We start from the raw sequence: 18,176 nt of genomic DNA on the forward strand, positions 1-18,176 counted from the left end.
CTTACCCGCCTGTGGAATGGGTGTCGGCGCCGCCGGTTAACGGTCGCCTTTCCGTGCCGAGGCCAGCGCCTGAGCCAGTGCGCCGGCCATGGCGCCCTGCTGTGTCTGCTGCCCACCCTGGGAGCGGCTGTTACGACCACCAGACCGGCTTTCACCACGGCCCCGGCTCGCCGAGCCACCCGGTTTGCTGTCAGTTTTCTCGCCAGGCTGGTCGTCCATCCGCATGGACAGAGCGATCCGCTTACGGGGAATATCCACATCCATCACTTTGACCTTGACGATGTCCCCGGCTTTCACCACCTCCCGCGGGTCCTTCACAAAGGTGTTGGACAGCGCGGAGATGTGGACCAGGCCGTCCTGGTGCACCCCGATATCCACGAACGCACCAAAATTGGTAACGTTAGTAACCGAACCTTCCAGCACCATGCCCGGCTTGAGGTCGTTGAGGGTTTCCACCCCTTCCTCGAAGCTGGCAAAACGGAATTCCGGGCGGGGATCACGGCCAGGCTTCTCCAGTTCGGAAATAATATCCTTAATCGTCGGCAGACCAAACTGCTCGGTGACATAGTCCTGGGGATTCAGTGACCGCAGGAACGCTACATCACCAATGATGTTCTCGACCTTGCGGTTGTTTTTCGCCGCAATGGCTTCCACCACTCCGTAGGCTTCCGGGTGTACCGAGGACCGGTCCAGCGGGTTTTCACCGCTGGCAATTCTCAGGAAACCCGCGGCCTGCTCAAAGGTGCGGTCGCCAAGGCGGGAGACTTTGAGCAGCTGCTTGCGGTTTTTGAAAACACCGTTCTGGTTGCGAAAATCGACGATGTTCTGGGCGATGCTCTGGTTCAGGCCGGAGACCCGTGCCAGCAGTGGCACGGACGCTGTATTCAGATCCACCCCCACGCCGTTTACACAGTCTTCCACCACTGCATCCAGACTGCGGGCCAACTGTACCTGAGAAACGTCGTGCTGGTATTGCCCCACGCCGATGGATTTGGGCTCGATCTTGACCATTTCCGCCAGCGGGTCCTGAAGGCGACGCGCAATCGACACTGCACCGCGAATGGTCACGTCCAGATCCGGCAGTTCCTTCGATGCAAATTCCGACGCGGAGTAAATGGACGCGCCGGACTCGCTTACCACGATTCGGGCCAGCTTCAGCTCCGGATATTTCTTGCACAGGTCCGCCACCAGCTTCTCGGTTTCCCGGGAGGCAGTGCCGTTGCCGATGGCAATCAGTTCAATTTTGTACTCACGACACCAGGCCGCCAGTTGCTCAATAGACTGAGCCCACTGATTGCGCGGCGCATGAGGGAAAATGCCACCGTGGCCGACAACCTGCCCGGTGCCGTCAATAACGGCCACCTTGACGCCGGTACGCAGCCCGGGGTCCAGGCCCAGCGTCGGACGCGGCCCTGCCGGCGCCAGCAACAACAGATCCTTGAGGTTGTTGGCGAACACGTTGATGGCCTCGGTCTCGGCGGCTTCCCGCACCTGGGCCATCAGGTCGGTTTCAATCTGGGTGGACAGTTTTACCCGCCATGTCCAGCGCACCACGTCCGACAGCCACTTGTCCGCGGCGCGGCCGTTATCCCGCACGTTCCAGCGCGCGGCAATGCGCTGCTCCGCCGGGTGAGGCTGGCGGCGGTCATCTTCGGCATCTCCCACCACGATGGCGTAGCCCAGAATGCCTTCGTTGCGGCCACGCAGAATCGCCAGCGCGCGGTGCGAAGGCACCTTTTTCAGAGGCTCGACGTGATCAAAGTAGTCGCGGAACTTGGCGCCCTCGTTTTCCTTGCCCTCAATCACGGTGACCTTGAGCTGGCCTTCCTGCCAGATGAAGTCCCGCAGGTTGCCAAGCAATTCGGCATCCTCGGCGAAACGCTCCATCAGGATATAGCGTGCGCCATCCAGGGCGGCCTTGGCATCCGCCACGCCGGCTTCGGCGTTGACGTAGTTGGCCGCGGTGGCTTCCGGATCCAGGGTTGGATCGTCGTAGAGGGCATCCGCCAGGGGTTCAAGGCCGGCTTCTCTGGCAATCTGGGCCTTGGTACGGCGCTTGGGCTTGTAGGGCAGGTACAGATCTTCCAGGCGGTTCTTGGTGTCCGCCTCGTTGATGCTGGCCCGCAGCTCGTCGGTCAGTTTGCCCTGCTCCTCAATGCTGTTGAGGATGGTGGACCGGCGATCTTCCAGCTCCCGCAGGTAACGCAGGCGCTCCTCCAGGTTACGCAGCTGGCTGTCATCCAGCGAGCCGGTGACCTCTTTGCGGTAACGGGCAATAAATGGGACGGTGGCACCCTCATCCAACAGGGCGACGGTGGCATTAACCTGTTGCTCGCGTACGCCGAGCTCGTCGGCGATGCGCCTGGAGATACTGTTCATGCAACCTCTGTGATGCTTTCTGGATCAAAGCGCAAAGGTACAGCGGCTTACTGCTGCAGGCAAGCGGCCTCGCCCCGGTTGTTCAGAAATTGCACAAGATCCCGCCACGGCATGGGACGGGCGTAGTAATAGCCCTGGATTTCATCGCAATGCTGCTGGCGCAGGAATTCCAACTGCCCCTCGGTTTCCACACCCTCGGCCACCACACTGATCTGCAGACTGTGGGCGAGGCTGATGATGGCGCGAATGATGTGTTCCGCATCGGCGGAGTGCCCCAGCTCCTGCACGAAGGACTTGTCGATCTTGACCAGCGAAATCGGCAGGTGCTGAAGATTGCTGAGGGAGGAAAAGCCGGTGCCAAAATCGTCGAGGGCAAAACTGATCCCCAGCTGATTGAGCTCCCGCAGGCAGCGCTGGGCGTATTCCGGATCGTGCATCATGGCGCTCTCGGTCAGCTCCAGCTCCAGCAGACTGGTATCCACATTGGCGTTGAAGATAATGCGGAAGATGGTCTCCGTCATCTTGCGGTCGTGGAACTGACGGAACGACAGGTTAACCGCGAACACCAGCCCCGGGAAGCCAAGCTCCGCCGACTCCTGCAGGCGCTTGCAGGCCTGTTCGATGACCCAGTAACCGATGGGCACGATCAGGCCGCTGCGCTCCGCCACCGGAATGAATTCGTCCGGAGCCACCAGTCCTCGCTCCGGATGGTTCCAGCGCAGGAGGCATTCCACGCCGCGAACCTCCTCGGTGGCCAGGTCGATACGCGGCTGGTAATACAACTCCAACTCCTTGCCTCGCAGCGCGTTGCGCAAATCCGCCTCCAGGCGCAGCTGGTAACCGGCACGGACATGCAACTGCTGGTCGTAGAACCGGTAACTGGTGCCCGGATCACGCTTGGCTTCAAACATCGCGCGGTTGGCCCGGCGCATCAGGTTCTCCGGGCTGTCTCCCGCTTCCGGATAGGTGGCCACCCCCAGACTGGCGCTGATGACCATGCTCTGGCCATCCACCGTGATCGGGTCATTCAGTGCATTGACCACCTTGCGGATGATCTGGGTAATATCGAGAGAGTCTTCCACCTTTTCCACGATGACTGCCAGTTCATCGCCGCCAATGCGCATCAGCGAGTCCACACGGCGGAGACTGTGACGCAGGCGATCCGCCAGCTTCAGCACCAGCTGGTCACTCTTCTGGTAGCCAAAGGATTCGTTGAAACTGCGAAAATCGTCCAGATTGAGATGCAACAGGGCCAGGCGGTGGCCACCCCGCTCCGCTCTCAGCAACGCCTGCTGGAGTCGGTCAAAGAACAGGTCACGGTTGATGAATCCACTGGCCACTTCCCGACCCAGGTGACCATGGGCGGAGGCTGCCAGCTGTTCGCGATACCAGAGACATTTGACCGCCCGGGCCAGGCTCCAGGCATCCAGAGCCTGGCGACAAAGATAGTCTGCTGCCCCATTGGCGATGAGTTCGGACGCACGCTCGGCACTGGGCTCGGCACTGAGCGCCAGGACCGGTTTATCATTACTGGCGACATTGAGGTATTGCAGGAACGAAGCCTCGGAGTCGCCGTGAAACACACAATCCCAGAGAATGACATCGAAGTGGGTGTTGCGGATCAGGTCATCACAGTCAATCAGGTCAGGGCACCAGACCATGTCCGGCACCAGTTCCCGATCACCGGAAAGCGTTGCCTCCAGCCACAGGAAGTCAGCGTATTCCGGCGTCAGTACCAGCAATCGTACCTGGCTGGAACTCATTGTTTCCATTGGCAGTGTCATTAAAGGTGCCTGATTTCCATGATGAACAACATTCGATCTCCCAAGGATAGCCGATAGATCGTCAAGGTACAGAATCTCTCGCTGGTGTAGAATGCGCGGATGAATAAACTCAACCCCAGACAGAATGAAGCAGTGCGCTACGCCGACGGCCCCCTGCTGGTTCTGGCCGGTGCCGGCAGTGGCAAAACCAGCGTTATTACCCGCAAAATCGCCTATCTGATTGAACAGTTGGGCATTCCGGGGCGCCACATTGCCGCTGTTACCTTCACCAACAAGGCGGCGCGCGAGATGAAAGAGCGCGTGGGCCGCATTGTAGACCGAAAACAGACCCGCGGGCTGATCGTGTCCACTTTCCACAATCTCGGACTGAACATGATCCGGGAGGAGCACCCGCACCTGGGCTACCACCCCGGCTTTTCCATCTTTGACGCCGAGGATGCCAAAGCATTGTTACAGGATCTGATGATGCGGGAGGACAGCGCCGACGCCGGCGATGAACTCTCCGATATCCAGATGACCATTTCCTCCTGGAAAAACGCCATGCGCGGGCCGGAGGAAGCCTGGAGCAAGGCGGCGGATGAACGCGAGCAACGCATTGCCCTCATTTACAAAAGATATAACGAATACCTCAAGGCCTACAACGCGGTGGATTTCGACGACCTGATCCTGCTGCCGGTGCAACTGTTCCGTAGCCACCCGGACGTGTTGGCCAAATGGCGCCGCAAGATCCGTTACATGTTGGTGGACGAGTACCAGGACACCAACGTGTGCCAGTACGAACTGGTCAAACTGCTGGTGGCGGAACGGGCGGCGTTTACCGTGGTCGGCGATGACGACCAGTCCATCTACGCCTGGCGTGGCGCGCGCCCGGAGAACCTGGCGCAGCTCAAGGAAGACTTCCCCAGCCTGAAAATCGTCAAGCTGGAGCAGAACTACCGCTCCACCGGGCGGATTCTGCGCAGCGCCAACACGGTGATCGCCAATAACCCCCACGTGTTCGAAAAGGCCCTGTGGAGTGACCACACCATTGGCGAGGAAATCCGCATCGTCCGTTGTCGTAGCGAGGACGCCGAAGCCGACCGCGTGGCCACTGAAATCCTCGACCAGAAGCTGAAAAAGGGCCTGGCCTTCAAGGATTTTTCGGTGCTTTATCGCGGCAACCACCAGGCGCGGTTGCTGGAGATGAAACTGCAGGCTTACCAGATTCCCTATCGCATCTCCGGCGGGCAGTCGTTCTTCTCGAAAAACGAGATCAAGGACGCCATGTCGTACCTGCGGCTGCTGATCAATCCCGATGACGATGCGGCGTTCCTGCGGGTGGTCAACGTGCCGCGACGGGAAATCGGCCCGCGCACTCTGGAGCAACTCAGCCACTACGCCCGCGCCCGCAACGTCAGCCTGTTCAAGTCGCTGGGCGACATGGGGGCGGAAACCCACGTGACCGAAAAGGGCCTGGACCGTCTGCGGCGCTTTGCCCACTGGGTCGACTACATCTGCGAGCGCCTGCACCAGGAAGATCCGATACCGGTGATCAAGCAGCTGTTTACCGACATCGAATACGAGGAATGGCTGCACCAGCACTCCGGCACGCCCAAGCAGGCCGAGCGCCGCATGGAGAACATCTGGTACCTGGTGGCATCGATCCAGCGCATGCTGGACGACGGCAAGGGCACCGCCGACGAACTGGGCATCGAGGATGCCATCAGCAAGCTGATCCTGCGGGACATGATGGAACAGCGGGAAGAAGACGACGACAGCGACAAGGTCCAGCTCCTCACCCTGCACGCGTCCAAGGGTCTGGAATTCCCCCACGTCTTCATTATGGGTCTGGAAGAAGAAATCCTGCCCCACCGCGCCAGCATCGAAGAAGGCAACATCGAGGAAGAGCGGCGGCTGATGTACGTGGGCATCACCCGCGCCCGGGAGACCCTGACCCTCACCTATGCCGCCCAGCGTAAGCAGTACGGCGAAAAGATCGAAACCATCCCCAGCCGGTTTCTCGACGAACTGCCGGAAGAAGACCTGAAATGGGAAGGCCTGGGCGACCTTGATGTCGAAGCCAACCAGAAAAAAGGCAAAGCCACCCTGAGCGCGCTGTTAGGGGATCTGGGCGCTTAGCCACAACATCCTGTCCTGGCGACCTTTAACAAGCCACGCCGGCACCCCCCCCTGAAACGAAGAAAGCCCCGCAGATGCGGGGCTTTCTTTAAATGACCGAGGCAGTGAATTATTCGCTCTCGGAGACCATATATTCTACCGCAGCCTGAATTTCCTCATCGGAACAGTTACTACAGGCACCTTTGGCGGGCATGGCGTTAAAGCCGTTTATGGCGTGATCTACCAGAGTTTCCAGCCCCTTGTCGATGCGGCCACTCCAGGCGGCGGCATCACCTAGTTTCGGTGCACCAGCGGCGCCAGTTCCATGACAGGCCACACAGGCGGCATTGTAAACTTCATTACCAGCGCGAGGTCCCGAGCTGGCGTCTGCTGCAGGCGCTGCCGCGGATCCGCAATCATCGCCCTGTACACAAACTTCACCCACCGGGGCAATGCGTGCACGGATTTCGTCTTCAACACTTGCCATTACGGCACCCGCTGTCAGGCCGAAGCCAAGCAATACAGCAGCCAGGACTCTCTTCATCTTCACAATGCACCTCGCATTTGAGCGTTATAATAATCAGTCGCCGCATTATAGCGACTGCGGCAAGGCAAAAAAACCAAAGAGCAAAATCATCGACTGATTTCAAGCATTTTAATTGCCGTTTCGTAAGCATCTGAGCCTTTGACGTTCATTCCGGGTACCATAGTAAGCACCCATTCATCGGGGAATACAGGATTATGCGACAAGCCGAACAATCACCCCACCCACTTCGCAAACCCTTGCTGATACTGGAATTTGCCTCGCTGGCACTGTTGCTGGTTTCCATGGCGTGGTTTTCGGGGCGTGCCGATGATGGCGCCGCCCTCAGCCCCGGATGGCTGCTGATTCCGGCCATCGCCAGCCTCGCGGTTTTCAGCAGCTTTATCGGCCTGATGTACCTGCGCTGGGTTGCCGCAGCACAAGCCGATCACAAGACCCGTCACAAGATCGTCTTCGCGTTGCTCACCCTCACCCTTATGGGTGTCTGGTTGTATGGCATCGTTAATACCTGGATCAGCCTGAACGTCTAATAAGGAATAGCGGATATGGATACATCCCGCGGCGCTTCGTCCCGATTTACCTTTGCGCTCATCCGGCTGACCGCAGCCTGCCTGCTCCCTGCCCTGGCCCATGGGCAGCCTGGCGAAGAAGTCGCGACCATGGATGATCTGACCCTGGAAGACTGTGCACTGATTGACGACGGCATTCAGCGCCTGGCCTGCTACGATCGCATTAACGCTCCCGGGAAAGCGCAGGAAACGGCCGAACCGGAAGAAACACGACAAGCGCAAGAAGCTACCGATACTCTCGAATATGACGAGCCAGGCGAGGTCGCGGAGGATGAAGCGGTTGTCGAAGACGCTACCGCCGACGCCGGGGATGAGGATAGCGGTGTCATGGCCGCGCTGGTCAAGCGCTACACTGCCACTGAAAAGGCGATCTTTTCCTTCTCTGGCAGCTTTGTGGGTCACCGCCCCACCTATATCCTGCCCTTTACATGGGTGGATACGCCGAACGAGGTTCCCGTCAGCCCACGACTGGGAGAAAGCCACTACGATCATTCCGTCGATAATGAGGAAGCCAAGTATCAGATCAGCTTCAAGGTGCCGTTGCTGACGGGCATGCTGGACGATCGCACCACGCTGTGGTTTGGCTACACCCAGCTCTCCTTCTGGCAAGTGTTTAACACGGATGATTCCGCACCTTTCCGGGAAACCAACTACGAGCCGGAAGTCTTCCTGCGCTACCAGGCGAACTACGATATCGGCCCTGGCACCCTCAGCGGTGTCACTCTGGGCATTAACCATCAGTCCAACGGGCAATCGGAGCCCCGTTCCCGCAGTTGGAACCGCATCATGGCCTCAGTCGGGTACAGTTATGATCGCTGGCTGTTTCTGGTGCAGCCCTGGTACCGACTACCGGAAGATGAGAGTGACGATGACAACCCCGACATTGAGCGCTTTATTGGCCACGCGGACTATCTGGCGGTCTACAAACTGTCGGAGGACCGGACGTTTTCCCTGAAGCTGCGGAATAATCTGCGTTCCCATGACAACAAGACGTCGGTGGAGTTTGGTTACAGCTTTCCCATGGGCGATACCCTTAAGGGGTTCTTCCAGTACTACAACGGGTATGGGGAGAGTCTGGTCGATTACAACGAGAGGATTCAGCGGATTGGTATTGGCATTATGCTGAATGACTGGCTCTGAGGCTCCTTACAAGACCAATCAGAACAGCCAGCTCTGAGCTTTCGGTGCGAGGCCAGTCAGGCGGAGATCTTTGTCAGAAACACGCTGTAAATACATCCCTGTACGCTTGGGCTCCGCCATCCATGGCTCCGCACAGTTTCTGACAAAGATCTCCGCCTGACTGGCCCCATACTTCTGCGATAGGCTTGGCCTTACTTGTTCAAACGTTCCATTTCCGTCAGAAGCTCTTCGGTTTTCGCTTTCATCAAGGCGATGTCACTCCGAGATTCTACGTTCAGGCGCACAACCGGTTCGGTGTTGGACATCCGCAGGTTGAAGCGCCAGTCATCGAACTCAACGCTCACGCCGTCCACGTGGCTGACGCTTTTGGCATCGGCGCCGTAGGCGGCTTCGATGGCGGCGATGACTTTGGGGGGATCGGCGATGGTGCGGTTGATTTCGCCGCTGGCCGGGTAGGCTTCGATTCTGGCGTCGATCAGTGATGACAGTGGCTTACCGGACTGGCACAAACGCTCTGCCACCAGTAACCAGGGAATCATGCCGCTGTCGCAGTAGGCGAAGTCCCGGAAATAGTGGTGGGCGCTCATTTCGCCACCGTATACCGCATCCTCATCCCGCATGCGTTGTTTGATGAAGGCGTGGCCGGTTTTGCTTTCGATGGCTTCGCCGCCGGCGGCCTTGACCAGGTCGAGGGTATTCCAGGTCAGGCGGGGGTCGTGGATGACCTTGCCGCCGCCGGTCTTGCGGAGGAACTGGTCCGCCAGCAGGCCAACGATGTAGTAGCCCTCGATGAATCGTCCGTTTTCGTCGAAGAAGAAGCAGCGGTCGTAGTCACCGTCCCAGGCTATCCCCATGGCCGCACCGTTGGCTTTCACCGCTTCGGCGGTGGCGGCACGGTTTTCCTCCAGGATCGGATTTGGTACGCCGTTAGGGAAGTGGCCATCCGGCTGGTGATGCACCTTGATGAACTCGAATGGCAGGTGCCGTTCCAACTGGTCAATCGCCAGGCCGGCGCCACCGTTGCCGGCGTTTACCACGATTTTCAGCGGTTTCAGCGCAGCGGCATCAACGTAGCCGAGAAGGTGATCGATATAAGCGCACATGACTTCCAGGGGCTCATACCTACCCTGAACCGGCGCGTCGCCAAACGGCTCCGGGACGCGGTCGCGGATGTCGTTGAGGCCGTTGTCGGAACTGATGGGGCGTGATTGCGGGCCGACCATTTTCATGCCGTTATGGTCTTTCGGGTTATGGCTGGCCGTTACCATGATGCCGCCGTCCATTTTGTAATGGCTGGTGGCGAAGTAGACCTGTTCGGTACCGCACAGGCCTATATCAAACACATCCGCACCCGCGGCCATCAGGCCGGAGCTGAGGGCTTCGGTGATTTCATGGCTGGACAGGCGGATGTCATAACCGACAATCACCTTCTTGGCGCCCGTCACTTCCACATAAGCCCTGCCAATGCGCTCGGCCAGTAATGGGTTGAGCTGATCCGGCACGCGGCCACGCAGGTCATAGGCTTTAAAACAGGACAGATCCATTGTCTGGAATTACTCCGCAGCAGACGATTGCAGTTGAACGTAATTCTGAATACCCATCTGACCGACCATTTCCAGTTGTGTTTCCAGCCAGTCGATGTGTTCTTCTTCGCTGTCCAGAATATGGCGGAACAGCTCACGGCTGGTGTAATCCTTGACGGTTTCACAGTGAACAATGGCTTCCTTGAGATCCGCATGCGCCGTCAATTCCAGCTTCAGATCACAGGACAGCATTTCCTCAACGTTCTCGCCAATCAGCAGCTTGTTCAGGTCCTGCAGGTTGGGGAGGCCCTCAAGGAACAGGATGCGCTCGATCAGAAGATCGGCGTGCTTCATTTCATCAATGGATTCTTCGTATTCCTTGGCGGCAAGTTTGGTGATGCCCCAATCCTTGTACATGCGGGAATGCAGAAAGTACTGGTTGATAGCGGTAAGCTCGTTGGCGAGCACTTTATTCAGGAACTGGATGACTTTCTTGTCGCCTTTCATGACGGTTCTCCTTGATGGAATGTTCGATCCGTACAAGGATAGCCCTTCCTAAAGGAAGAAAAAATCACAAATGGGAAATGGTCGCAGTAATAACCGGATCAGGCGGGCTGGGCCAGCATGTTTGCCATCGCAAGATAATCCGGGGTGCGGCTTTCACGCAGGATTTCACGGGCGGTGCAGGCGCAACGGCCACACTGTGTACCCACGCCGAGCTCCTTACCGAGCTGACGCATGGAATTAACGCCGTTATCGGCGGCTTCACGAATTTCGCGGTCTGTTACACCATGACAAAGGCATACATACATAGAAAGATCACTCACGGCCCAATGAAAGCTAGTGATAATTATTGTCATTTGCATGCAGCTTTGCAACCCCTGTGAGCGGTTTTTGTGCAAATGAATGTATCAGCGACCTCTCAGAACCCGGCTATTTGAATTACACTGCCCACATATCAACACCCGAACACGACTACGGAAAGCTCAATGGCCCTCAAGGCAACCATCTTCAAAGCAACACTGAACATCGCCGACATGGACCGGCACTACTATGGCGACCACCATCTCACGGTCGCCCGCCACCCGTCGGAGACCGATGAACGCATGATGATCCGGCTGCTGGCGTTTGTGCTCAACGCCAGTGAGACCCTGGAGTTTACCAAGGGCATCAGCACTGACGACGAGCCAGATCTGTGGCAGAAGAGCCTGAGCGACGACATCGAATTGTGGGTAGAGCTTGGCCTGCCCGACGAGAGTCGCCTGCGCAAGGCCTGCAATCGTGCCGAACAGGTGATCCTTTATACCTACGGTGGCCGCGCCGTGTCCCTGTGGTGGGAAAAGCACCGGGGTAAGCTGAGCCGTTTCAGAAACCTGACCATCATCGACCTGCCGCCGGAAGCCACTGCCGAACTTGCCAGCCTCGCGGAGCGGGGAATGAACCTGCAGTGCACCATCCAGGACGGAGAGGTCAACATCGGCAACGAGGAATCCCTGGTCAGCATAACGCCTGTCCCTCTCTACCCGGCGTAACAAACCATACGACGATTCGGGAGCCCGCGCTCCCCTCACGCAAAGATTAAAATCATCGCACCGGGTCTACCCGAAAGGCGCAGTTTACGTTAAGGTAAACACCATGTAGTCCTGTGAGGATCACACCAGATCCCGTCAGGTTGTCTACAATAAAATCAGCGACACCCCCACAAGGGGTGTTTTTGTTCCTCAGGCCACTACCCCAGGAAGAGGATTATGACAACAACAAAATCCAAAGTTGTTTATTCCCCGGTCTTTACCGACGGTGCGGAATTTCGCATTCCCACCTTCAAGTTACTGAAGCAGGACGGCTCCCTCTATAAGGGCGCCAAGGCGCCTGATCTCGACAAAGAGAAAGCCCTGCGCATTTACCGCGCGATGGTCACCACCCGGATTCTCGATGAGCGCATGCTCGCTGCCCAGCGACAGGGGCGCTTGAGTTTCTACATGCAGTGCACCGGCGAAGAAGCCGCCGTGATCGGCAGTACCGCTGCGCTGGACGACGCCGACATGATCATGGCGCAGTATCGGGAACAGGGTTCCCTGGTCTATCGCGGCTTTACCATCGATGAGTTCATGAACCAGCTGTTCGGCAACGAACTGGACTATGGCAAAGGGCGCCAGATGCCCGTTCACTACGGTTCCAGCAAGCTGAACTACATGACTATTTCATCGCCCCTGGCCACGCAGATTCCCCAGGCCGCAGGTTACGCCTACGGCCAGAAAATGGCGGGCGAGGGCCACTGCACCATTACCTATTTTGGCGAAGGCGCCGCATCGGAAGGGGACTTTCACGCCGCCCTGAACATGGCCGCCGTGCATCGCGTTCCGGTAATTTTCCTGTGCCGCAATAACGGTTATGCCATTTCCACCCCGGCCGCCGAGCAGTTCGCCGCCGATGGCGTTGCGCCCAGGGCCTACGGTTACAAAATGGACGTGATCCGTGTCGATGGTAACGACATTCTCGCCATGCACGAGGCCACCAAAGCAGCCCGCAGCCTGGCTGTGGAGCACAATCGTCCGGTGTTGATCGAAGCCATGAGCTATCGCCTGGCCGCACACTCGTCTTCCGACGACCCCTCCGGCTATCGCAGCAAGGACGAGGAAGCCGTCTGGCGCGAGAAAGACCCGATCCTGCGGATGCGGCTCTGGCTCGAGGGCAAGAAGTGGTGGAGCGAAGACGACGAGAAACAGTTGCAGGAAAACATGCGCCGCGAAGTGCTGGAAACCATGAAACGGGCGCAGAAGCGGCCACCACCTGCGCTTGACACTCTGGTCAGCGATGTCTACGACGAGGTGCCGCCAGCCCTCGCCCAACAGCTCGACAAGCTCAAGGCGCACATCCGCCGGCATCCGGACGCTTATCCAAAGAGTGCCGAACACGCCAAGGGAGGGGCTTGAGATGACCAAGATGAATATGCTCCAGGCCATCAACAATGCCCTCGACACCGCCATGGCCGCCAATGAACGGGTGCTGTGTTTTGGTGAGGACGTAGGCGTCTTCGGCGGTGTTTTCCGCGCCACCAGCCACCTGCAAGAGAAGTACGGCAAGGCCCGCTGTTTCAACACACCGCTGGTGGAACAGGGCATCATCGGCTTCGCCAACGGCCTGGCAGCGCAGGGTTCCGTGCCGGTGGCCGAGATCCAATTTGCCGATTACATCTTTCCGGCCTTTGACCAGATCGTGAACGAGTCGGCCAAGTTCCGGTACCGCTCGGGCAGCCTGTTCGATGTGGGTGGGCTGACCATTCGCGCGCCCTACGGCGGCGGCATTGCCGGCGGGCTTTATCACTCACAATCGCCGGAAGCTTACTTTGCCCATACACCGGGCCTGAAGATTGTGGTGCCGCGCAACCCGCACCAGGCCAAAGGCCTGCTGTTGGGCGCGATCCACGACCCCAACCCTACCCTGTTCTTTGAACCCAAACGGCTCTACCGCGCCTCCGTGGGCGAGGTGCCGGACGAAGACTACCGGCTGCCGCTGGGCGAAGCCGAAGTCCTCAAGGAAGGCACGGACGTGACCGTGCTGGGCTGGGGCGCGCAGATGGAAGTGATTGAACACGCCGTCGAAATGGCGGAAAAAGAAGGCATTTCCTGTGAAGTCATCGACCTGAGAACCATCCTGCCGTGGGATGTGGAAACCGTGGCCAACTCGGTATTGAAGACCGGCCGCCTGGTGGTTACCCATGAAGCCCCGCTGACCGGCGGTTTCGCCGGCGAGATTGCGGCGACCATACAGGAGCGTTGCTTCCTGTACCTGGAGTCCCCGATCGCTCGGGTCACCGGGATGGATACCCCCTTCCCGCTGGTGCTGGAAAAAGAGCATCTGCCCAATCACCTGAAGGTCTACGAGGCCATCAGCTCGAGCGTGGAATTCTAGGTTGATATCAGGACAGGAGAGCAATCATGAGTGATTTTATACTGCCCGATATCGGCGAAGGTATCGTGGAGTGCGAACTGGTCAAATGGCTGGTCAGCGAAGGGGATCTGATCGAAGAGGATCAGCCGGTGGCCGAGGTGATGACGGACAAGGCGCTGGTGGAAATTCCGGCGCCGTATAAAGGCCGGGTGACTCGCCTTTACCATAAGGAAGGCGACATCGCGAAGGTCCACGCTCCGCTGTTTGAGCTGGTGGAAGAAGGTGGCGAAAGCGAACAAAGTGCGGAGCCTCAACAAACACAGCCCGTCGAAGCCGACACCGCTAGCGAGGCGCCTGTAGCGCAGGAACCATCCGGCGCCAGCAACACAGCCACTGACGATGCCACCGAGGACTTCATCCTGCCGGATATCGGCGAAGGGATCGTCGAGTGCGAAGTGGTGGAATGGCGCGTGGCCGAAGGCGACGAGATCGAGGAAGACCAGCCGGTAGTGGATGTCATGACCGACAAGGCGATGGTGGAGATCACCGCGCCCAAGGCCGGTCGCGTCACCAAGCTCTACCACCAGCAACAGGAGATGGCCCGGGTGCACTCCCCGCTGTTCGCGTTTATTCCCCGCGATCGTGACGAGCCCGCCGAGGCAAAAGCCGCGACACAGCCGGCACCGGCTCCGGAGTCATCGCCGGCAACCGCAAAGCCGGTCGCAACCGGAAAACGGCAGCGGATACCCGCCAGCCCCGCCGTGCGCCGCCTGGTGCGGGAACATGACCTGAACCTGGCGGACATTGCCGGTTCCGGCAAGGATGGCAGGGTGCTGAAGGCCGATGTGCTGACCCACCTCGACAAGCCCGCCGCGCCTGCGCAAGGCCAGGCACGTGCCGGTGAATCACAGCCAGCCACTACAGGCAGTGCGCGCAGGCAACCGGATCGTGAGCAGGAAGTGCGGATCGAGCCGATCCGCGGCATCAAAGCCGCGATGGCCCGCAGCATGGTGGCGTCGGCGACCACCATTCCTCATTTCATCTACAGTGAGGAAATTGATGTCACCGACCTGCTGAAACTGCGTGAACAGCTCAAACCGGAGGCCGAAGCCAGTGGCTCACGGCTGACACTGATGCCCTTCTTCATGAAGGCCATGGCACTTGCGGTTCAGGAATTCCCGGTACTCAACAGCCGTCTCAACGATGACGTTACCGAGATTCACTACCTGCCCCAGTGCAATATCGGCATGGCGGTGGACGGCAAGGCCGGGCTGATGGTTCCCAATGTCAAAGGTGTTGAGAGCCTCACCCTGCTGGGCATTGCCGATGAAGTGGCGCGCCTGACCGAGGCAGCACGTTCCGGCCGCGTAAGCCAGGAGGATCTCAAAGGCGGCACCATCACCATCTCCAACATTGGCGCGCTGGGCGGCACCTATGCCTCGCCCATCATCAATGCTCCGGAAGTGGCGATTGTGGCCCTGGGCCGGACCCAGAAACTGCCGCGCTTCGACGCCAATGGCCAGGTAGTGGAACGGGCGATCATGACCGTGAGCTGGGCGGGCGACCATCGCATCATCGACGGCGGCACCATTGCGCGTTTCTGTAATCGCTGGAAAGGCTATCTGGAATCGCCGCAATCGATGCTATTGCATCTGGGCTGACGGGGCATCATGGCGCAGAAGACGCAACTGCAGCAGTTCTACATACCTGAAGAGCAGTCGATCTACCTGCTCAGCCATGACGATGCCAAGAAGCTCAAGGACTGGGTGGCGCTCTGCGCCACCCAGCTCCGCCAACTGGGTTACCAGGACATTGAGATGATCGGCAAGGGCGCCTACGGCTTTGTGTTTGCAGGCCGCCTGCCAAGCCAGAGCGCCAATGATCCCGAGCATGTCTTCAAGTTCACCCGCATCAACCTGCCACAACATCTTCAGGACCGGCTCGAAGACGAAGCGTACATCCTCGAGCAAGTCCGGCACCCGCGGGTGCCCCGACTGATCGCCTATCAGCGGGCACGCAACCAGCCCATCCTGGTGATGGAACGGGCGGCCGGCCTTAACCTGGAAGAAGTGTCCCTACGCGAAGGCCGCCTGAAGCCACGAGTAGTGATGCGCATCGCCGACCAGCTTGCGGACATCCTGCGCAACCTGCGCCGTGAGAACGGCCCCGCCGGACGCCCCATCGTGCACGGCGACATCAAACCGTCAAACCTGGTCTTCGACGCCAACACCGAAAACATCGCCCTGATCGACTGGGGCTCGTCGGTGTTCGCGCAACTCGACGCCAACCAGCAGTTCATCACCAGCAATGTCATGGAACTGATGTCCGACAACCTGCAGCAGACCAACGCGCGACTGGGGGATGTCTACTTCATTGGTGAAGAGCAGCTGAACGGCGGTCTGTCGTCGCCCCGCTTCGACGAACAGGGCGCGGCCGGAACGCTGTATGCACTGGCTTCCGGTCAGTCGTGCCGGTTCGGTCATCAGGCCATTCCCGCCGCCTCCCTGGGGCTGCCAATGGAATTCGCCCGCATGCTCGATGGCATGCTGGCTCCAGACCCGGAGACGCGTCGACAGGCCGGTGACTACTACCTGAAAGAAATGCCGAGAATGGCGCGCACCGTAATGATCGATCTGCCAGAATCGCCAGTGGCACCTCTGGTACCGGTCTGGACACGACCATCAGACCACGAGATCGACACCGTGGTGTACAGTTCCCGCAAATCCTTCCTGCGGCAGGAGGGCGCCCCGGAAACCCTCAACGATGTTAACGACGTGCAACTGGACCGCTACTACAAAAACTTTATGCAGGGCATGGGTGAAACGGAAAAAGCATTTCTGGCGGCCGTCAGCCGACTGGGGCGATACCCCGTCGAGGGCGGCCTCGCGGTGCGCTGGGAGAGCGACGGCGTCTACATCGATACCTCACTGAACCTGCACGACCCCAGCCTGAAGGCTGCTTTCATCAGGGCGGTCAACAACATGGTGTACCTGGCCCAGGCCATCTACCGCCAGGGCATTTTTAAGAGCTGCCTGTTCAATGCCCGCAACACCCTGCACATCGACCGCGACGAACCGGACCAGCCCTTTCAGGTCGAACCCGGCATGCAACTGCGCTACGAGGTCAGCGCGGCACCGGAAGTGGAAGACGAATCCCGCGTGCATTCCTACTTCGAGGACGGCCCCGACCCGGAGGAATTCCTGGTCCTGCCCAAAACCATTATCACCGCGCTGGAAGCCCTGAACGATATTCATCATACCGGCATGATCATCTTCGAAGCCCTGCCCCGTCACCTCAAGATCCACAGCCACTACCGGCTGCTCGACCCGGACAGGGAAGACGAATTCTCCCGGTTGCTCGACGAGATTCTCTCCGCCGTGGATCATATTACCGGCCTCGGCGTCTCCGGCTTCATGAAAATGCCTTACAAGGACACCCGCTTCTTCCCCCACATCGAACGCCTGCCAGAACGCTACTACCCAAGAAACCCCAGGGCCGAAGCCGATTCCGCCAGAAACCCAGACCAGCGTTCCGATGATGCCAAGAGGACTGGACAGAACACCCCATCACACGTAAGATTGCGCACTCGAAATTGACGCCAAGGCGTTTGATTTCTTCCGCCCGTAGCTCAGCTGGATAGAGCGTTGCCCTCCGGAGGCAAAGGTCATAGGTTCGAATCCTATCGGGCGGGCCATCTTTCACAAAGGAGCCCCGCCATGTGCGGGGCTTTTTTGTGAAAGACGGTTTGACCGTTAGCTTTGGTGAGAACCTGCGTTCGACAAATCGCAAAAGCGATTTGGGCGCCGCAGCAAAGCGAAGGCGGGGCGAAGCCCCGAGCAACGCGCCCAAAGCGTTGCGAGTCCATCCTGACCTTTGAGGCAATTCCCCAGTCTGGCTTGACCCGGTGTTTCTTCCACTGAGTACCGAATAACCTTGACGGGCGGGCCATTACTTTCAAAGGCTTGCGTGAAAACGCAGGCCTTTATTATTTGGCTGTATCCAAACGGCTAAATTGTTTTCTCATCTCAAAACGCCACTGACCCTTGCCCGACTTATCTACCAACTGCCCATGGCCAACTGACATTCAACCCCACTATCGTTCAAGCCAGATTATCTCTGTCTGAACACTCTCCATTTCACGAAGCCAGCTACCACTAATCATTCCATATCAACGCAATTGCATTTACTTGGCTTATCCGTACCCTAATCTGACACTTGGAAGCCTAGCCATTTTATAAGTAACGTCGAT

Annotated in this window: 14 protein-coding genes and 1 tRNA gene; 9 read left to right on the forward strand and 6 right to left on the reverse strand. The window is 58.6% G+C overall.

What is annotated here, in order from left to right:
• Positions 1–36: 36 nt before the first annotated feature.
• Together ACJO5Y_RS05815 and ACJO5Y_RS05820 are read right to left on the reverse strand one after the other, a co-directional pair.
• Complete coding sequence (locus ACJO5Y_RS05815) at positions 37–2,379, reverse strand: Tex family protein (RefSeq protein ID WP_406985481.1); 2,343 nt, start codon at positions 2,377–2,379, stop codon at positions 37–39.
• Positions 2,380–2,426: 47 nt separating this feature from the next.
• Positions 2,427–4,163, reverse strand: a complete 1,737-nt coding sequence (locus ACJO5Y_RS05820; protein WP_406985482.1) for a putative bifunctional diguanylate cyclase/phosphodiesterase — start codon at positions 4,161–4,163, stop codon at positions 2,427–2,429.
• A gap of 99 nt (positions 4,164–4,262) precedes the next feature.
• On the opposite strand from ACJO5Y_RS05820, the gene rep reads away from it, so the two are divergent.
• The gene (rep, locus tag ACJO5Y_RS05825) at positions 4,263–6,281 is read left to right on the forward strand and encodes a DNA helicase Rep (RefSeq protein ID WP_406985483.1); all 2,019 of its coding nucleotides are present in this window, start codon (positions 4,263–4,265) and stop codon (positions 6,279–6,281) included.
• Positions 6,282–6,390: 109 nt separating this feature from the next.
• Here the strand turns inward: rep and ACJO5Y_RS05830 are convergent, their stop codons facing one another.
• Positions 6,391–6,804 carry a c-type cytochrome gene (locus ACJO5Y_RS05830; protein WP_406985484.1) on the reverse strand — a complete coding sequence of 138 codons (414 nt, stop codon included), beginning with the start codon at positions 6,802–6,804 and terminating at the stop codon, positions 6,391–6,393.
• Between the two features lie 197 nt (positions 6,805–7,001).
• Here ACJO5Y_RS05830 and ACJO5Y_RS05835 point away from each other — a divergent pair, with 197 nt between their 5' ends.
• Entirely contained in the window at positions 7,002–7,334 is a 333-nt protein-coding gene (locus tag ACJO5Y_RS05835) for a hypothetical protein (RefSeq protein ID WP_406985485.1), read from the forward strand.
• 15 nt (positions 7,335–7,349) lie between these two features.
• Complete coding sequence (locus tag ACJO5Y_RS05840; protein WP_406985486.1) at positions 7,350–8,513, forward strand: phospholipase A; 1,164 nt, start codon at positions 7,350–7,352, stop codon at positions 8,511–8,513.
• Positions 8,514–8,704: 191 nt separating this feature from the next.
• On the opposite strand, the gene ACJO5Y_RS05845 is transcribed toward ACJO5Y_RS05840, so the two are convergent.
• From ACJO5Y_RS05845 to ACJO5Y_RS05855, 3 genes are all read right to left on the reverse strand, one after another.
• Positions 8,705–10,057 (reverse strand): phosphohexomutase domain-containing protein, encoded by a 1,353-nt coding sequence (locus ACJO5Y_RS05845; RefSeq protein WP_406985487.1) that lies wholly within the window; start codon positions 10,055–10,057, stop codon positions 8,705–8,707.
• Positions 10,058–10,066: 9 nt separating this feature from the next.
• Positions 10,067–10,543, reverse strand: coding sequence for a bacterioferritin (gene bfr, locus ACJO5Y_RS05850; RefSeq protein ID WP_406985488.1), 477 nt, complete (start codon positions 10,541–10,543; stop codon positions 10,067–10,069).
• A 98-nt stretch (positions 10,544–10,641) separates the two neighbouring features.
• A complete protein-coding gene (locus ACJO5Y_RS05855) occupies positions 10,642–10,848 on the reverse strand; it encodes a bacterioferritin-associated ferredoxin (protein WP_406985489.1) in 207 nt (68 codons plus the stop codon).
• Positions 10,849–11,025: 177 nt separating this feature from the next.
• On the opposite strand from ACJO5Y_RS05855, the gene ACJO5Y_RS05860 reads away from it, so the two are divergent.
• The 6 genes from ACJO5Y_RS05860 (at position 11,026) to ACJO5Y_RS05885 (ending at position 17,621) form a co-directional block, all read left to right on the forward strand.
• The gene (locus ACJO5Y_RS05860; protein ID WP_406985490.1) at positions 11,026–11,568 is read left to right on the forward strand and encodes a YaeQ family protein; all 543 of its coding nucleotides are present in this window, start codon (positions 11,026–11,028) and stop codon (positions 11,566–11,568) included.
• A 216-nt stretch (positions 11,569–11,784) separates the two neighbouring features.
• Complete coding sequence (locus tag ACJO5Y_RS05865; protein WP_406985491.1) at positions 11,785–12,969, forward strand: thiamine pyrophosphate-dependent dehydrogenase E1 component subunit alpha; 1,185 nt, start codon at positions 11,785–11,787, stop codon at positions 12,967–12,969.
• A 1-nt stretch (position 12,970) separates the two neighbouring features.
• Positions 12,971–13,948 (forward strand): alpha-ketoacid dehydrogenase subunit beta, encoded by a 978-nt coding sequence (locus ACJO5Y_RS05870; protein WP_406985492.1) that lies wholly within the window; start codon positions 12,971–12,973, stop codon positions 13,946–13,948.
• A 26-nt stretch (positions 13,949–13,974) separates the two neighbouring features.
• Positions 13,975–15,588 carry a dihydrolipoyllysine-residue acetyltransferase gene (locus ACJO5Y_RS05875; RefSeq protein WP_406985493.1) on the forward strand — a complete coding sequence of 538 codons (1,614 nt, stop codon included), beginning with the start codon at positions 13,975–13,977 and terminating at the stop codon, positions 15,586–15,588.
• Positions 15,589–15,597: 9 nt separating this feature from the next.
• A complete protein-coding gene (locus tag ACJO5Y_RS05880; RefSeq protein WP_406985494.1) occupies positions 15,598–17,523 on the forward strand; it encodes a protein kinase domain-containing protein in 1,926 nt (641 codons plus the stop codon).
• 21 nt (positions 17,524–17,544) lie between these two features.
• Positions 17,545–17,621: transfer RNA gene (locus tag ACJO5Y_RS05885), tRNA-Arg, on the forward strand.
• The last annotated feature ends 555 nt before the right edge of the window (positions 17,622–18,176 follow it).

Origin of the sequence: Marinobacter alkalisoli (assembly GCF_045449855.1) — a bacterium.
GTDB lineage: Bacteria > Pseudomonadota > Gammaproteobacteria > Pseudomonadales > Oleiphilaceae > Marinobacter.

What these genes read in the sequence shown, in the direction of transcription:
- ACJO5Y_RS05815 (WP_406985481.1), bottom strand. Translation starts at nt 2,379, where the DNA reads ATGAACAGTATCTCCAGGCGCATCGCCGACGAGCTCGGCGTACGCGAG.
- ACJO5Y_RS05820 (WP_406985482.1), bottom strand. Translation starts at nt 4,163, where the DNA reads ATGACACTGCCAATGGAAACAATGAGTTCCAGCCAGGTACGATTGCTG.
- rep (WP_406985483.1), top strand. Translation starts at nt 4,263, where the DNA reads ATGAATAAACTCAACCCCAGACAGAATGAAGCAGTGCGCTACGCCGAC.
- ACJO5Y_RS05830 (WP_406985484.1), bottom strand. Translation starts at nt 6,804, where the DNA reads ATGAAGAGAGTCCTGGCTGCTGTATTGCTTGGCTTCGGCCTGACAGCG.
- ACJO5Y_RS05835 (WP_406985485.1), top strand. Translation starts at nt 7,002, where the DNA reads ATGCGACAAGCCGAACAATCACCCCACCCACTTCGCAAACCCTTGCTG.
- ACJO5Y_RS05840 (WP_406985486.1), top strand. Translation starts at nt 7,350, where the DNA reads ATGGATACATCCCGCGGCGCTTCGTCCCGATTTACCTTTGCGCTCATC.
- ACJO5Y_RS05845 (WP_406985487.1), bottom strand. Translation starts at nt 10,057, where the DNA reads ATGGATCTGTCCTGTTTTAAAGCCTATGACCTGCGTGGCCGCGTGCCG.
- bfr (WP_406985488.1), bottom strand. Translation starts at nt 10,543, where the DNA reads ATGAAAGGCGACAAGAAAGTCATCCAGTTCCTGAATAAAGTGCTCGCC.
- ACJO5Y_RS05855 (WP_406985489.1), bottom strand. Translation starts at nt 10,848, where the DNA reads ATGTATGTATGCCTTTGTCATGGTGTAACAGACCGCGAAATTCGTGAA.
- ACJO5Y_RS05860 (WP_406985490.1), top strand. Translation starts at nt 11,026, where the DNA reads ATGGCCCTCAAGGCAACCATCTTCAAAGCAACACTGAACATCGCCGAC.
- ACJO5Y_RS05865 (WP_406985491.1), top strand. Translation starts at nt 11,785, where the DNA reads ATGACAACAACAAAATCCAAAGTTGTTTATTCCCCGGTCTTTACCGAC.
- ACJO5Y_RS05870 (WP_406985492.1), top strand. Translation starts at nt 12,971, where the DNA reads ATGACCAAGATGAATATGCTCCAGGCCATCAACAATGCCCTCGACACC.
- ACJO5Y_RS05875 (WP_406985493.1), top strand. Translation starts at nt 13,975, where the DNA reads ATGAGTGATTTTATACTGCCCGATATCGGCGAAGGTATCGTGGAGTGC.
- ACJO5Y_RS05880 (WP_406985494.1), top strand. Translation starts at nt 15,598, where the DNA reads ATGGCGCAGAAGACGCAACTGCAGCAGTTCTACATACCTGAAGAGCAG.